Raw genomic sequence first — 13,845 nt, 5'->3', positions numbered from 1 at the left:
TATGAGCTACGCGCTCTTTCGCAGACGGCTGTGCTTGCGGCTGTAGAAAAAATAGATCGCGAGCCCGATGACGAGCCAGACGCCAAGCCGCACCCAGGTATCGGCCGGCAGGCCGACCATCAAAAGCAGCGAGGCGGCAGCGCCGAGGGGCCCGACGACGAAAACGGCGGGCGTCCGGAACGGGCGCTCGATGTCGGGATGGCGGAAGCGCAAAATCATCACGCCGAGGCAGACGATGACGAAGGCGAAGAGCGTGCCGATTGAGACGAGTTCGCCGACGAGGCCGATCGGTGCAAGGCCGGCGAGAAGCGCGACGACGATGCCGGTTGTGATCGTCGTAATGTAAGGCGTGCGGAATTTCGGATGCACACGCGCCGCCAGGGGCGGCAGCAGGCCGTCATGCGCCATCGTATAGAAGATGCGCGATTGCCCGAGCAACAGCACCAGGACGACGGAACTCAAGCCGAGAATGGCGCCGAATTTCACGATCGGCGCGAAAAAGCCGAAGCCGATATGATCGACGCCGACGGCGATCGGATCCGGCACATTCAATTTATCGTACGGCATGATGCCGGTGATCACCAAGCCGACCAGCGCATAAAGAACCATGCAGACAAACAGCGAGCCGAGGATCGAGCGCGGCATATCGCGCTGCGGATTGACGGCCTCCTGGGCCGCGGTCGAGATCGCGTCGAAGCCGATATAGGAGAAAAAGACGACGCCGGCGCCGCGCAGCACGCCGCCCCAGCCGTAGTGGCCTGGCCCCGCGCTCGGCGGGATGAAGGCGCCGTGCGGATTGCCCGCCGTCACCCAATTCGCGGTGCTGAAGAAGAAGGCGCCGACGAGGATGAAGAGCACGATGATCGTGAGCTTGATCGCGACGATTACATTGTTGGCGATCGCCGAGTCACGGATACCGAGCACGAGCAGCGTGCTCATCGCGCCGATCACGAGGGCCGCCGGCACGTTGAAGATCGCATGCGTATGTGACCAATGTCCGCTCGTAGGATCGAAAACAAAGGGCGCGCTCGCATAGAGCGCCGGAATGTGGATGTGAAGATCGGTGAGGAAGCTCACCACATAGCCGGACCAGCCGATCGCGACCGTGGTGGAGCCGAGCGCATATTCGAGAATCAGGTCCCAGCCGATCATCCAGGCGACGAATTCGCCCATGCTCGCGTAAGCATAGGTATAGGCGCTTCCGGCGATCGGGACGGCGGAGGCCAATTCGGCATAGCAAAGACCGGCGAGCGCGCAGGCAAAGCCAGATAAAATGAAGGACAGGGCGATCGCCGGCCCGGAATATTCGGCGGCGGCATGCCCGGTGAGAACGAAAATGCCTGCGCCGATGAGGCCGCCGATGCCGATGGCGATGAGGCTCGGCAGCGTCAGAGTGCGTTTCAGTGGCGGGCTGCCGTGCGCGGTGATGCCTTGAACTTCGACATTCGCGGCTTCGGCTTCGAGCACTGCGAGCGGCTTACAGGCAAAGAGATCGGTCATCGGCTCCCCCAAATCGCTTATTCTACCGGTACGAGCCGGTCTGGAAAGGCGGCGGCCAAGGCCTCCTTGCGCGGCGGAATAATGCCGCGTTCGGTGATGAGGCCGGTAACAAGCCGCGCCGGCGTGACGTCGAAGGCGGGATTGGCAGCCCCGCTCCCGTCCGGCACGATGCGCACCGTCTCGAGCCGGCCATCATCGGTGCGGCCGCGCATGTGGGTAACTTCGCGGGCGCTGCGCTCCTCGATCGGAATGTCCTGCAGGCCGTCGGCGATGGCGAAATCGATCGAGGACGAGGGGGCCGCGACATAGAAGGGCACGTCATTGTCTTTCGCTGCGAGCGCTTTGAGATAGGTGCCGATCTTGTTGCAGACGTCGCCGGTCGCGGTCGTCCGATCCGTGCCGACGATGACAAGGTCGATGCCGCCATGCTGCATGATATGGCCGCCGGCATTATCGACGATCACCTGATGTGGGATGCCTTGCTGCGAAAGCTCCCAGGCGGTGAGGGAGGCGCCCTGGTTGCGCGGCCGCGTCTCGTCCACATAGACATGCAGGTCGATACCGGCTTCTTGCGCTTTGTAGATCGGCGCCGTCGCCGTGCCCCAGTCGACGGTGGCGAGCCAGCCGGCGTTGCAATGGGTAAGGATGTTCACGCGCCGCTTCCGTTCGGCAATCGCGGCGATCAGAGCGAGACCGTTGATGCCGATTGAATCGCAGATCGCAGCATCGCCATCGGCCAGTTCGCCGGCCTTAACGAAGGCGGCGGCGGCGCGTTCCGCCGGAGGCAAAGGCAAGAGCGTCGCGGCCATCACGCCGAGCGCCCAGGCGAGATTGACGGCAGTCGGTCGCGTCGCGTTGAGCTTTGCGCTGGCCTGGGCAAGACCGCTGTCGCTTGGGTCCTCGCGCAGCGCGATGGCCAAGCCATAAGCGGCCGTGACGCCGATGAGCGGCGCGCCGCGGACTTTCATGTCCTTGATGGCGATGACGAAATCGAGGAGCGTCGCCAGCTCCGCGATCACGAATTCGTGCGGCAGACGCGTTTGATCGATAATCATGACGCCGCGACCGTCCGCGGCAGGCCAGATAGTGCGGGTGGGCGTGCCGTTTACGACCATGGAACTCCTGAGGAACGGGCGGTTCGGGTGGATTCGGTCGAGTTTGGCGCTTTGACATCCATTGGCAAGAACTAGCAAGGCCCGCGCCGCCTTGTGTGCAATGTCGCAAATCACCGGCCTTCGGCCGATGAAATGCCGAGTCTTCAACAAGCTTTTAACGAAATCTCGTGCAACGTTTTGACTGTCTTAATCTGCCGCCGGGACCTGCGCCATGGATTCCTCAGCCGATCCGCACGCTTTCGACGATAAAAAGTCCGAGCCCGCGAGCGAGAGCGCGGCCGATGCCGCACCTGATGCCCAGAAGAGCAGCGCGCAGGCGTTGACACCGTTCGAGGCCAAGGTTCCTGGGGCAAACAGCGAAGCCAAGAAGCCGGAGCCGCCGAAAACGGCGCCAATCCCGAGCTCGGCGCTGGTGATCCTGCCTCCAAGGAAGGACAAGTTCGGCGGTGCTTTCGCTGCCGGCGAACCTTTGGGCGGGACGGCGCGTGTCAAGCGCAGTTCGTGGACGAGCACTATGCTGCGGGCCGCGGCCGTGCTGATCGTCGCGGGGGGTGCCTATGCGGCCGGCAGCCGCTATCTCTCCATTCCTGGCCTGTCGATGCCGAGCCTGACCTGGCCGAGCGTTCATCTGGCCGCGCTGGCGCCGCATCCCGCGACTGCCGCACCGGCACCCGCTGCGGCGGCACCTGCGCCCGCAGCGGCGGATAATGCGCTCGCCGATCTGCGCCGCGATAATTTGGCCCTGACCGATCAGGTTCACAAATTGCAGGCGCGGCTCGCCACCCTCCAGGCGGCACCGGACGAAATCCGCGGCCTCAAAAAGAGCCTCGACGGGGTCAAGGCCAGTCTTGATGCCGAGAAGGCCGAGGCCAAGGCGGAAATTGCGCAGCTCACCGCCAAGCTCGACCATGCCCATGTCGCCGCGGCCGAAAAGGCGCACACGGCACGTCTCGATGCCAAAGCGGTCCAAGCGACGCTTGACCGGGAGGCACGCAACGAGGGCCCCGATGGCGATGCGACCGGCACAATTCCCGCCTCGGATGCGCCGCGCGCCGATCCGATGACTCTGGCGTCCGCGGAGGCGCCCCGCCGTGCGCCCGCGCCGATCAACGATTGGGTCGTGCGCGACGTCTATCACGGCATCGCTTTGATCGAGGGACCGCAGGGCGCCGTCGAAGTCGTGCCGGGCGACGTCCTGCCGGGCGCCGGTACGGTGCGCTCAATCCAGCGGCGCGGTGACGGCTGGATCGTGCTGACGAGCCGCGGCTATGTCGATTACGATCACGAATAGATAATAGCGCTTCAATCGCTGTCGCTTACGTCGCGGCGATCAGAATTGCAGCCGATAGCGGACGAAATCGTCGGCTTTGACGAATTCATCGTACAAGTGCCGTGCGGGGTTATTTGCGCGCGTATGCCAATAGAGGCGCGACCAACCGCGTTCCGCGGCAAGATCGACCAAATCCTGAATCAGTTTCCTGCCGACGCCTTTGCCACGCCAAGCTGGATCGACGAACAGGTCTTCCAGATAGCATATCGGCGAAGCGACCCAAGTCCCCTCGTGCAGGACGCTGAGGCTGAAGCCGATTGCGTCCCCGCCGCTCTCGGCAATCCGCGCGAAAATAGCGGAGCTTGGGTCTAGGATGCGTTCCCAGGTCCGCCGGGTAATGTCCGGGGACACGTTGGTCTCGTAGAAGGCATTGTAGCCAGCCCACAGACTGTGCCAATCGACCTCATCCGATCGTTTGGCCTCGCGGATCTTGATCACATCGCTCATCGGCAAGGCCGTGACGTTTCAGGCCGAATGAAGAGGTCCCGAGCCTAGAGAACTTTAAGTCCAAACTCGGCGACGCTTTCCATCAGCCAATGGCAGAACGCGGCGGCAAAGCTGCGTGGCACGGCGACATCATAGGTCGGCGCGCCGTCGACCTGCCAGATGACAACGTTGAGATGGGCGCAAGAGGTCGAAGCCGCATCGCCGGGCGCAAAGGCGCGCGGGTGCAGATCGATGCCGAGACCTTTCTCGAAGGTCGCCCGCGCCTTCTCGCCGGCGATGCGCAGCACGGCATAGCCGCTCGATTGTTCGATGACGGCAGCGGTCTCGCCGAGGCCTTCGCCCAGCGACGTCGCGAGATTTTCGCTCCCTGCATCACGCAAGGCGAGCCAAGCCCGCGGCCCCGTCGCGACCAAAACGAGGCCGCCGCCGGAACTGACTTTGCTGCCTTCGACCCATTGGACGCCGAACGAGGCCTTCAGTCGCGCCGCGAAATCCGCGATCGCGCCGCGTGCAATGACGGTCGCAATCTGCGGGCTCCTTTCGCGCACGCTGACGCCGGGCGTCGCCGCCACGCCAATGTCTTTCAAGGCGCCCGCGCAAGGCGAGCGGAAGGTGAGCACCTCACTCATGCAGCCATTTCCCTTCGGGATCGACGAAGATCGGCGAGACGACCTCGACCTCCACATCGCCTTCACGGACCGGATCGTAGGCGCGGACATATTCGCCAATGCGCGCCGCACCATGCTTGAGAAGACCGAGGCCGACCCAGCAGCCGGCATGCGGAGAATAGGTGACGGAGGTCATATAGCCCTCGTCGTTCTCGGCCGTCGCGGCCGCCTCGATCGCCAGGAAATGCGCCCCGGAGCGCAGACGCTGGCCGGGATCGACCGGCTTGAAGCCGACGAGGCTCGGCCGGTCGGGATCGGTCAAAGCCGGGCGCTCGGCCAAGACGCGGCCGATGAAATCTTTCTTCTTCGAGAGCATCTTGCCAAGGCCGAGATCGGCCGCGGTCGTCTGGCCGTTGAGTTCCGGCACCGAGACATGGCCCTTTTCGATGCGCAGCACGCCGAGGGCTTCGCTGCCATAGGGCACCGCACCGAATTCCGCGCCGGCGCGCATGAGCGCGCGGATGAGGCTGTCGCCGTAATTGGCCGGCACGGCGATCTCGTAAGCGAGCTCGCCGGAGAAGGAGATGCGATAGAGCCGCACCGGCACGTCGCCCCAGAAAAATTCGGCGCAAGCGAGGAAGGGGAAGGCTTCGTTCGAGACGTCGAACCTGTCGCCCAGCAGAGTTTCGAGAACTTTTCGCGATTTCGGCCCGGCGACGGCATATTGCGTCCATTGCTCAGTGACCGAGGCCATCGCCACATCGAGCTCCGGCCACAGGACCTGATGGCAGAATTCGAGATGCTGCATCACCTTGCCGGCATTGCCGGTGGTCGTCGACATTACATATTGCTCGGGCCCGAGACGCGCCGTGGTGCCGTCGTCAAGCACGATGCCGTCTTCGCGCAGCATCAGACCGTAACGCGCCTTGCCGACCGGCAGGGTCGAGAACATGTTGACATAGACGCGGTCGAGAAAGGCTCCCGCGTCCCGGCCGTGGATCTCGATCTTGCCGAGGCTCGAGACGTCGCAGATGCCGACTGCGGCGCGCACGGTCTTCACCTCGCGCGTCACGCTTTCGAACCAATCCGTCTCGCCGGGCTTGGTGAACCAGCGCGGCCGCAGCCATTGGCCCGCTTCGATCATCGTCGCGCCGTTCTCGAGCGCCCAGTCGTGGCCGGCGCAATAGCGCGTCGCCTTGAAGTGTTTGCCGACATGCGGGCCGGCGAAGGCGCCGATGGCGACCGGCACATGCGGCGGCCGGAAGCGCGTCGTCCCGGCCTGGTGCATCGTGCGGCCGGTCAAATGCGCCATCAAGGCTTGGCCGGTGACGCTCGAGGTCTTGCCTTGCTCGGTCGCCATACCGAGCGTCGTATAGCGCTTCAAATGCTCGACGGCGCGGAAACCCTCGCGATTGGCGATCGCGACGTCCTTGGCGGTCACATCGTTCTGCTGGTCGACAAAGGCCTTGCCGCGATGTTCGACGTGCCAAACGGGCGACACCGCGCACGGCTCGTCATCGGCGCGCGGAACCGCGGCCGGGGCAGACGCAAAGCCGAGATCCGAGGCAAGCGTCCGGCCCGCTTGCATTCCGGCGCGCAAGCAAGCGGCGAGAGCGAAATCGCCGGCGGCCGCGCCGATGCTTTGCATCCCAGGCGGAAGCTCGCCTGGCACGAAGGCACCGCATTCTTCCGACCAAACAGGCTTGCCGCCGAGATGCGTCGTCAGCCCGACTTGCGGATTATAGCCATTGGAGACCGCCAGCACGTCGACCTCGAACTGGAGGATTTTGTCGTCTTTGCGCACCTCGATATGTTTGAGGCCCGGTCGCCCATGCGCGTCCGAGACGACGGCGTCGAGAAGAACGCGGACGCCGGCGCGCGACAGCGGCCGGGTCAAGGCGTCGGCGACATGGGCGCGGGCATCGACGACGATCTCGATCGGGAGGCCGGCCTTCAGCACGTCCTGCGCCGTGAGCCAGCCATCGTCCGAGGTGACGAAGAAGGCGATCTTGCGGCCCGGCGCCGTCGCAAAGCGGTTGACGTAAGTGCGCAGCGCCGAGGCGAGGATGACGCCCGGCTTGTCATTGCCGCCGAAGACGATCGGCCGCTCGATCGCACCCATGGCATTGATCGTGCGGCGCGCAACGATCTGCCAAAGACGTTGGCGGGGCTGATGCAGTCCCGGCTGCGGCAGATGATCGGAGACGCGTTCGAGCGCGCCATAGGTGCCGCCGTCATAGACGCCGAAGACCGAGGTGCGGCGGAAGATGCGTACCTCTGGCAGCGAGGTGAGTTCGGCTTCAACACCCGCCACCCAGTCGACGGCGGGCATCGAATCGATCTCGTGCGGTTCCGATAGCAGCCGGCCGCCGAGGCGGAAATCTTCTTCGCAGATGATGACCCGCGCACCGGTGCGGGCTGCAGCCAGAGCTGCGGAAAGCCCCGAGGGTCCCGAACCGACGACGAGCACATCGCAATAGGCTGTTGCATGCTCGTAATGATCGGGATCGGGCAGGCGGCTGACCATGCCAAGGCCAGCGGCCCGGCGGATTGCCGGCTCATAGACCTTCTCCCAGAAGGACGCCGGCCACATGAAGGTCTTATAATAGAAGCCGCCGACGAAGAGCGGCGCGAACAGCTGATTGACGGACAGCACGTCGAGGCGCGGCGAGGGCCAGCAATTCTGGCTCGTCGCGACGAGGCGGTCGAAGAGCTCGACCGTGGTGGCCTTGGTATTGGGCTCGCGCCGGGAGCCGTTGCGCAAAGTGACCAGCGCGTTCGGTTCCTCCGGTCCGGCGGTGAAAATGCCGCGCGGCCGATGATATTTAAACGAGCGTCCGACGAGGTTGACGCCGTTCGCCATCAAAGCCGAGGCGAGTGTGTCGCCGGGATGGCCCGCGTAAGGCTTGCCGTCGAACGTGAAGGTGATCTCGCGGCGCCGGTCGAGCAGGCCGCCGTTTGAGAGCCGCATCGGTTTGCTCATCGCGCGCCCTCCCGCGCCAGCGCCGCGCTTTCGATTTCATGGGTGCGGGTGTCGCGCACGACCTTCAGCCAGGAGCGGCAGCCGAGCGCGTGATACCAATGTTCCTCGCTCGGCCCGGCCGGATTGGAACGCAGATAGGCATAGGCGAAGAATTTCTCCGCCGCGTCGGGCGCAGCGGGATCGGGGCGCGGCCCCGTCGCTTCGCCGAGGGTGACGAATTCGGATACGTCGCGGGGACCGCAGAAGGGGCAGGGGATTCGCATGGTGCCTCAGTGCAGATTGGGCTGCGGGCCTTGGCCCTTTTCGTCGAGCACGGCGCCGCGGGCGAAGCGGTCGAGCCGGAAGGCCGCGGCAGCCGAGTGGGGTTCATCGCGCGCGATCAGATGGGCGAAGCACCAGCCGGCGGCGGGCACGGCTTTGAAGCCGCCGTAATTCCAGCCGGCGTTGAGATAGAGACCTTCGACCGGCGTCTTATCGATGATCGGCGAACCGTCCGCCGACATGTCCATGATGCCGCCCCAGTTGCGTAGGATGCGCACCCGGCCGATCATCGGCATGAGCGCGACGCCGCCTTCGCAAACGTCCCTGACCGTCGGCAGATTGCCGCGCTGCGCATAGGATTTGTAGCCGTCGAGATCGCCGCCGAATACGAGCCCGCCTTTGTCGGACTGGCTGATGTAGAAGTGCCCGGCGCCGAAGGTGATGACGTTGGGGATCAACGGCTTCACGCCTTCCGAGACGAAGGCCTGGATCACATGGCTTTCGATCGGCAGCCGCATGCCGGCGAGCGCCGCCACGCGCGAACTATTGCCGGCGACGGAGAGGCCGACTTTCTTGGCAAGGATCTTGCCGCGTGTAGTTTCGACACCGGTGATGCGGCCGTTCTCGATGACAAAGCCCGTCACTTCGCAATTCTGCACGATATCGACGCCGCGATCGCTCGCGCCGCGCGCATAGCCCCAGGCGACGGCGTCGTGCCGCGCCGTGCCGCCGCGCTTCTGGAGGAGACCGCCGTGGATCGGGAACCGCGCATCGTCGAAATTGAGGAAGGGAAGCATGGCGCGGACCTGGTCGCGGTCGAGAAGATCGGCATCGACGCCGTGCAGGCGCATCGCATTGCCGCGCCGCGCATAGACGTCGCGCTGGCCGTCGGAATGGTAGAGGTTCAGCACGCCGCGCTGGCTCACCATCGCATTGTAGTTGAAGTCCTGCTCCAGCCTTTCCCAGAGCTTCATCGACCATTCGTAGAAGACGATATTGCCGGGCAGCAGATAGTTCGAGCGAATGATCGTCGTGTTGCGGCCGATATTGCCGGAGCCGAGCCAGCCTTTTTCCAGCACCGCGACGTTGCGGATGCCGTGTTCCTTGGCGAGGTAATAGGCGGTCGCAAGGCCGTGGCCGCCGGCGCCGATGATGATGACATCATAGGCGCCCTTCGGCTCGGCATCGCGCCACGTCGGCGTCCAGCCGCGATGGCCGGTTAAGGCATTCTGGAGAAGGGAGAAAAAGGAATAGTGCATCCGGATGAATCGCCCAGCACGAGCCGCTCTTGACTTCGGCGGAGCATGCGCCGAGACAAGGCAGTAATCTTGTCCATAAGCGCCATTCTCATGATCAAAAACGACATGCTGGGGCTGCCGTCTGAGCCGCGAAAGATCGGCTTTCTGCTGATCGACGATTTCGCATTGATGTCTTTCGCTTCGGCGATCGAGCCGTTCCGCGCCGCCAATGTGCTGGCCGGGCGGACGCTCTATCATTGGGTCACGATCGGCGTCGATCGCGCGGCGGCCGCGGCATCTGCCGGACTGTCCGTACGGACGCAGCACCGTGTCGGCGACGATCTCGATCTCGACACGCTTCTCGTTTGCGCGGGCAGTAATTCAGCCGAATTCGCGCAGGAAGCCGTGCTGCAATGGCTGCGCCGGCTGGCGCGGCGCGGCGTGCGCATCGGGGGTGTTTCGGCAGGGCCTTTTATCCTCGCCCGCGCCGGGCTTCTCGACGGCTATCGCTGCACGATTCATTGGGAGCATGTGCCGGCTTTCCGCGAGAGCTTTCCGCAGCTCACGCTTCGGCGCTCTTTGTATGAGATCGACCGCGACCGGCTGACCTGCGCCGGCGGCATTGCGGCGCTCGACATGATGCATGCGTTGATCGCCGCCGAGCAGGGGCGCACCTTGGCCGACAAGGTCAGCGAATGGTTTTTGCAGACACAGATCCGCGTCGGCACCGGCGCGCAGCGCCGCTCGCTGCAAGAACGCTATGATACCGCCAATGCGCATCTCTTGACCGCTTTGGAACTGGTCGAAAGCCATATCGAGCATCCGATGAGCCGCCGCGCCCTAGCGCAAGCAGCCGGCATTTCGGTGCGTCAGCTCGAACGGCTCTTCGCCCAGCATCTCGATACGACGCTGGACGGGCATTATCGCGAAATCCGGCTCGAGCGCGCGCGCACGCTCTTGCGCCAGACGGTTCTGCCGGTCGCGGAAGTGGGTCTCGCCAGCGGCTTCCAGAGCGCCAGTCATTTTTCGCGGCAATATAAGCGGCGTTTCGGCCATGCGCCGGCGCAGGAGCGGCGGACGAAGGCGCAAAGGACGATCAGGGCCGGTCGCGCTGGTAGATGATGATCGACAGATAGGTCATCGGCAATTCTAGCAGAGCCTCCGGCCCGTGCATGGCACTCGAATCGAAGAGCAGCGAATCGCCCGGGGCCAGCCGGTAGACCGTGTCACCGTGCCGGTAATCGACAAGGCCGGTGAGCATATAGATGAATTCACGCCCGGCATGCTGGAAGGCGGTGTATGGCGCCGCCTCTTTTTCCAAAGTGATCAGATAAGGTTCGACCGCGATATCGCCGCCAAGCGCATGGCCGAGAAGCTGGTAGATATGGCCGACCTTGGAGCCGCGCCGTTCAATGACGACGCCCTGATCGGCTTTCACATAGGAGCAGTCGCGCTGATCTTCGAAAGCGGCGAAGAGTGCCGTCATCGGTGCGCTGAGCGCCGCGGCGATCGATTGCAGCGAAGCGAGCGAAGCCGATATCTGGCCGGTTTCAATCTTCGACATCATGCCGGTCGAGATTTGCGCCGCATTGGCAAGATCGGCGACCGACAGGTTGAGGCGCCGGCGCAATTGCCGAATCTGGCTGCCGATGGCGCGTTCCAGACTCCGCGCTTCGCCCGGTGGCGCGTTGGAGACCGTCAATAATTTTTGCACTGCGGCGGCGGAATCTTCGACTGCCGCAGCCGCGGATTTTGTCTTGCGATCCATGGTTTTAACCGGCGAGATTGAGCGGCGATAAGTCCAAAGCAACTGTAACTTATGCCGGATCACGGCGGCAAGGAACCTAAGGCTGCCTTGCCCCCAAGTTTTTACAGTCTCTCGCCGGCCTTAACAGGGCCGTCACGGTAAAGCGGCTTCAAAATCAGTGCTTTACCCCCATGCTGTGGTCAGCAGTCGAGTGTCGTCTCGACCTCCCATTTGCTCAGATGGCGCATGAATTCGTGCCAATTGTCGGTTCTCAGCTTCACATAGGCGTTCACGAATTCGGTACCGAAGGCCTTTCCGTAGATCGGCGACGCCTCGAGCGCTCGCAAGGCATCGAGAAGATTGAGCGGCAGTTTCTTGGCGCCTTCGACCAGATGGCCGTGCGTATACATGTTGATGTCGAGCCGCTTGCCGGGGTCGCGCGCGTGCGCGATGCCGTCGAGGCCCGCCGCCAGTACGCCCGCCTGGAGCAGATAGGGATTGGCGGCGCCGTCGGCGAGGCGGAATTCGAAGCGGCCTTCTTCCGGGATGCGCACCATGTGAGTGCGGTTGTTGCCGGTATAGGTGATCGTGTTGGGCGACCAGGTCGCGCCGGAGAGCGTGACAGTGCCGTTAATGCGCTTGTAGCTGTTGACCGTCGGGTTCGTAATGGCGGTCAGCGCCTCGGCATTGGCGAGGATGCCGGCGAGGAAATGATAGCCGAGCTTCGAGACGCCAAGTTCGCCCTTCGGGTCCTCGAAGACGTTCTTGTTGCCTTCCCACAGCGAAACGTGGACGTGGCACCCATTGCCGGTGAGGTTGGGGAAGGGCTTCGGCATGAAGGTCGCGCGCAGCCCGTGCTTCTCGGCGATCGACTTCACCATATATTTGAAGAACGAGTGCCGATCGGCGGTCTTGAGCGCCTCGTCATATTCCCAGTTCATTTCGAACTGGCCGTTCGCGTCTTCATGGTCGTTCTGGTAGGGCTTCCAGCCCAATTCCAGCATGCTGTCGCAGATTTCCGAGATCACATCATAACGGCGCATCAGCGCGGTCTGGTCATAACAGGGCTTCGACTGCAGGTCGGCCGCATCGGAAATGCAATCGCCGTTCGGCGAGATGAGGAAAAATTCGCATTCGACGCCGGATTTCATCTGCAAGCCTTGCTCGGCGGCGGCGGCGATCTGCTTGCGTAGGATATTGCGCGGTGCGTGCTCGACTTCCTTGCCATCCATCCACGGATTGCCGGCGAACCAGCCGACTTCCTTCTTCCACGGCAATTGAATGAGGCTGTCGGGATCGGGAATGACGAACATGTCGGAATCGGCCGGCGACATGTCGAGCCAAGTGGCAAAGCCCGCGAAACCGGCGCCGGTTTTCGCCATGGCGGTGATCGCTTCTGCCGGCACGAGCTTCGACCGCTGAGTTCCAAACAAGTCGGTGAACGAGATCAGGAAATATTTGATGCCGCGGTCCTTGGCGATTTTCTCGAGATCTTTTGACATGTCTTTTTCCTCATCCTCACTGACCGGGAATCCGGCCCGTGCCGAAACGCGGCACTTGTATAACGCCCGTCGTTTTGGCGGCGGACGCGGCGGGGTTCTCAGGTTGGAAATTGCGCTTATTTGGAATTTCGGTATTGCGAGTCGCGACCTGGAGGTCGAGCTCCGCGCGCTCGGACAGCATCCCAATCTGGAAAATCTCGACAATGCGATGCATGGAGAATTCCTCGCTTGCGAAGAAAGCTATTGTGAATTTTTTTTGCCGTCAACTAATAAGAAGAAACTTTTCTTCACAAGAAAAGAAAAAGGCCGCCGCTTTCCATGCGCAAGACTTCGCGGCCACTTGGCGAGACCGTGCTCACTTAAGTGAGCACGTCAGGCGAACAGGCGATCTGCGCGCTTCTTCTTGGATGAGCCGTTGGCCTGCTTGGCGATCGCGTTTCCGACAACGAGATACACTGGCCGTTCTGCCAGACGGCGGACGCGGTAAGGCTCTTGATCCCAGAACAGCCCGGCGAGGAACCAGTGGCGCGGCGGCGGCGCCGCCATGACGACGGCATCGGGCGCGCGCCGCTTGATCTCCGCCAAGATACGTCCAGACGCATTGCGCGTGCTGACGACGGTGGCGGTGGCGTCGACGCCGCGGCGTTTCAACTGTCGCACTGTCTCCGCGACACTGTCGTGCTGCGCTTGCCATTCGCGTTTTGTCGGCATGAGGCCGGGGTGAGGCAGGCCGAAGCTGCTGCCCCAAATTCTCGCGATCATGAAGACTTGCACGGGCGCCTTCGCGTTTCGCGATAGGCGTGCGGCGAATTCGATCGCCTCGGTCGAGACCGGCTTGCCTTCAGACGCAAGCATGATCGATTTGGGCGCCGCGGTCTGCGGGTCCGGCGGTTCCGGTGGCTGGCTCCACGGCAAGTGTGGTGTGAATTTCAGAGTCATGACGCAATACCGAATGTTTGGGAAAGATTCCGATCGGCAGCTCTTTCGAACTGCCGATCGCTTTTCATCAGCATTCGCCGCGATTACGACGTCGCATTGGCTTCGATCGCGGGTTTGCGGCGGTCTTCCATCTTTCGGTACCAATAGAGCGGCAGGTAGGCGAGCAAGGTGACCC

General features: G+C 63.2%; 13 protein-coding genes. 3 read left to right on the top strand and 10 right to left on the bottom strand.

Annotated elements, in window-relative coordinates; all coding sequences use genetic code 11:
* Nucleotides 1-6: 6 nt before the first annotated feature.
* Entirely contained in the window at nt 7-1,500 is a 1,494-nt protein-coding gene (locus Q0025_RS08625; protein ID WP_297298016.1) for an amino acid permease, read from the bottom strand.
* Nucleotides 1,501-1,517: 17 nt separating this feature from the next.
* Nucleotides 1,518-2,615 (bottom strand): S-methyl-5-thioribose-1-phosphate isomerase, encoded by a 1,098-nt coding sequence (mtnA, locus tag Q0025_RS08620; RefSeq protein ID WP_297298014.1) that lies wholly within the window; start codon nt 2,613-2,615, stop codon nt 1,518-1,520.
* Nucleotides 2,616-2,826: 211 nt separating this feature from the next.
* Between mtnA and Q0025_RS08615 the strand changes: the two genes are divergently transcribed.
* A complete protein-coding gene (locus tag Q0025_RS08615) occupies nt 2,827-3,906 on the top strand; it encodes a hypothetical protein (RefSeq protein ID WP_297298012.1) in 1,080 nt (359 codons plus the stop codon).
* 39 nt (nt 3,907-3,945) lie between these two features.
* On the opposite strand, the gene Q0025_RS08610 is transcribed toward Q0025_RS08615, so the two are convergent.
* Genes Q0025_RS08610 through Q0025_RS08590 form a run of 5 tightly spaced genes read right to left on the bottom strand, consistent with a single transcriptional unit; the run spans nt 3,946 to nt 9,503 of the window.
* Nucleotides 3,946-4,392, bottom strand: coding sequence for a GNAT family N-acetyltransferase (locus Q0025_RS08610; RefSeq protein WP_297298011.1), 447 nt, complete (start codon nt 4,390-4,392; stop codon nt 3,946-3,948).
* A gap of 44 nt (nt 4,393-4,436) precedes the next feature.
* Nucleotides 4,437-5,021, bottom strand: a complete 585-nt coding sequence (locus Q0025_RS08605; RefSeq protein WP_297298009.1) for a sarcosine oxidase subunit gamma — start codon at nt 5,019-5,021, stop codon at nt 4,437-4,439.
* The gene (locus Q0025_RS08600) at nt 5,014-7,983 is read right to left on the bottom strand and encodes a sarcosine oxidase subunit alpha family protein (protein WP_297298007.1); all 2,970 of its coding nucleotides are present in this window, start codon (nt 7,981-7,983) and stop codon (nt 5,014-5,016) included. Before Q0025_RS08600 ends, Q0025_RS08605 begins: the two co-directional genes overlap by 8 nt.
* Nucleotides 7,980-8,246 carry a sarcosine oxidase subunit delta gene (locus Q0025_RS08595; protein ID WP_297298005.1) on the bottom strand — a complete coding sequence of 89 codons (267 nt, stop codon included), beginning with the start codon at nt 8,244-8,246 and terminating at the stop codon, nt 7,980-7,982. Before Q0025_RS08595 ends, Q0025_RS08600 begins: the two co-directional genes overlap by 4 nt.
* Before the next feature lie 6 nt (nt 8,247-8,252).
* The gene (locus Q0025_RS08590) at nt 8,253-9,503 is read right to left on the bottom strand and encodes a sarcosine oxidase subunit beta family protein (protein ID WP_297298003.1); all 1,251 of its coding nucleotides are present in this window, start codon (nt 9,501-9,503) and stop codon (nt 8,253-8,255) included.
* A gap of 90 nt (nt 9,504-9,593) precedes the next feature.
* On the opposite strand from Q0025_RS08590, the gene Q0025_RS08585 reads away from it, so the two are divergent.
* Nucleotides 9,594-10,604, top strand: a complete 1,011-nt coding sequence (locus Q0025_RS08585) for a GlxA family transcriptional regulator (protein WP_297298001.1) — start codon at nt 9,594-9,596, stop codon at nt 10,602-10,604.
* Here the strand turns inward: Q0025_RS08585 and Q0025_RS08580 are convergent.
* The gene (locus Q0025_RS08580; RefSeq protein ID WP_297297999.1) at nt 10,579-11,250 is read right to left on the bottom strand and encodes an XRE family transcriptional regulator; all 672 of its coding nucleotides are present in this window, start codon (nt 11,248-11,250) and stop codon (nt 10,579-10,581) included. The genes Q0025_RS08585 and Q0025_RS08580 overlap by 26 nt on opposite strands.
* A gap of 179 nt (nt 11,251-11,429) precedes the next feature.
* The gene (gene glnT, locus Q0025_RS08575) at nt 11,430-12,731 is read right to left on the bottom strand and encodes a type III glutamate--ammonia ligase (protein WP_297297997.1); all 1,302 of its coding nucleotides are present in this window, start codon (nt 12,729-12,731) and stop codon (nt 11,430-11,432) included.
* Here glnT and Q0025_RS08570 point away from each other — a divergent pair.
* Nucleotides 12,730-13,098, top strand: a complete 369-nt coding sequence (locus tag Q0025_RS08570; protein ID WP_297297995.1) for a hypothetical protein — start codon at nt 12,730-12,732, stop codon at nt 13,096-13,098. The genes glnT and Q0025_RS08570 overlap by 2 nt on opposite strands.
* 5 nt (nt 13,099-13,103) lie before the next feature.
* Here Q0025_RS08570 and Q0025_RS08565 read toward each other — a convergent pair whose 3' ends face one another.
* Nucleotides 13,104-13,670, bottom strand: coding sequence for a universal stress protein (locus Q0025_RS08565; protein ID WP_297297993.1), 567 nt, complete (start codon nt 13,668-13,670; stop codon nt 13,104-13,106).
* Nucleotides 13,671-13,845 lie beyond the last annotated feature (175 nt).

Origin of the sequence: uncultured Methylovirgula sp., from assembly GCF_947646745.1 — a bacterium.
In the GTDB taxonomy this organism is placed as follows: Bacteria; Pseudomonadota; Alphaproteobacteria; order Rhizobiales; family Beijerinckiaceae; genus Methylovirgula.
The sequence above is the reverse complement of the archived record's forward strand: the minus strand, read 5'-3'. Positions and strand labels throughout refer to the sequence as shown.

Excerpts from the sequence above, each read along its gene's own strand:
- Q0025_RS08580 (WP_297297999.1), bottom strand. The coding sequence starts at position 11,250 with ATGGATCGCAAGACAAAATCCGCGGCTGCGGCAGTCGAAGATTCCGCC.
- Q0025_RS08605 (WP_297298009.1), bottom strand. The coding sequence starts at position 5,021 with ATGAGTGAGGTGCTCACCTTCCGCTCGCCTTGCGCGGGCGCCTTGAAA.
- Q0025_RS08585 (WP_297298001.1), top strand. The coding sequence starts at position 9,594 with ATGATCAAAAACGACATGCTGGGGCTGCCGTCTGAGCCGCGAAAGATC.
- mtnA (WP_297298014.1), bottom strand. The coding sequence starts at position 2,615 with ATGGTCGTAAACGGCACGCCCACCCGCACTATCTGGCCTGCCGCGGAC.
- Q0025_RS08615 (WP_297298012.1), top strand. The coding sequence starts at position 2,827 with ATGGATTCCTCAGCCGATCCGCACGCTTTCGACGATAAAAAGTCCGAG.
- Q0025_RS08570 (WP_297297995.1), top strand. The coding sequence starts at position 12,730 with ATGTCTTTTTCCTCATCCTCACTGACCGGGAATCCGGCCCGTGCCGAA.
- Q0025_RS08610 (WP_297298011.1), bottom strand. The coding sequence starts at position 4,392 with ATGAGCGATGTGATCAAGATCCGCGAGGCCAAACGATCGGATGAGGTC.
- glnT (WP_297297997.1), bottom strand. The coding sequence starts at position 12,731 with ATGTCAAAAGATCTCGAGAAAATCGCCAAGGACCGCGGCATCAAATAT.
- Q0025_RS08595 (WP_297298005.1), bottom strand. The coding sequence starts at position 8,246 with ATGCGAATCCCCTGCCCCTTCTGCGGTCCCCGCGACGTATCCGAATTC.
- Q0025_RS08625 (WP_297298016.1), bottom strand. The coding sequence starts at position 1,500 with ATGACCGATCTCTTTGCCTGTAAGCCGCTCGCAGTGCTCGAAGCCGAA.
- Q0025_RS08565 (WP_297297993.1), bottom strand. The coding sequence starts at position 13,670 with ATGACTCTGAAATTCACACCACACTTGCCGTGGAGCCAGCCACCGGAA.
- Q0025_RS08600 (WP_297298007.1), bottom strand. The coding sequence starts at position 7,983 with ATGAGCAAACCGATGCGGCTCTCAAACGGCGGCCTGCTCGACCGGCGC.
- Q0025_RS08590 (WP_297298003.1), bottom strand. The coding sequence starts at position 9,503 with ATGCACTATTCCTTTTTCTCCCTTCTCCAGAATGCCTTAACCGGCCAT.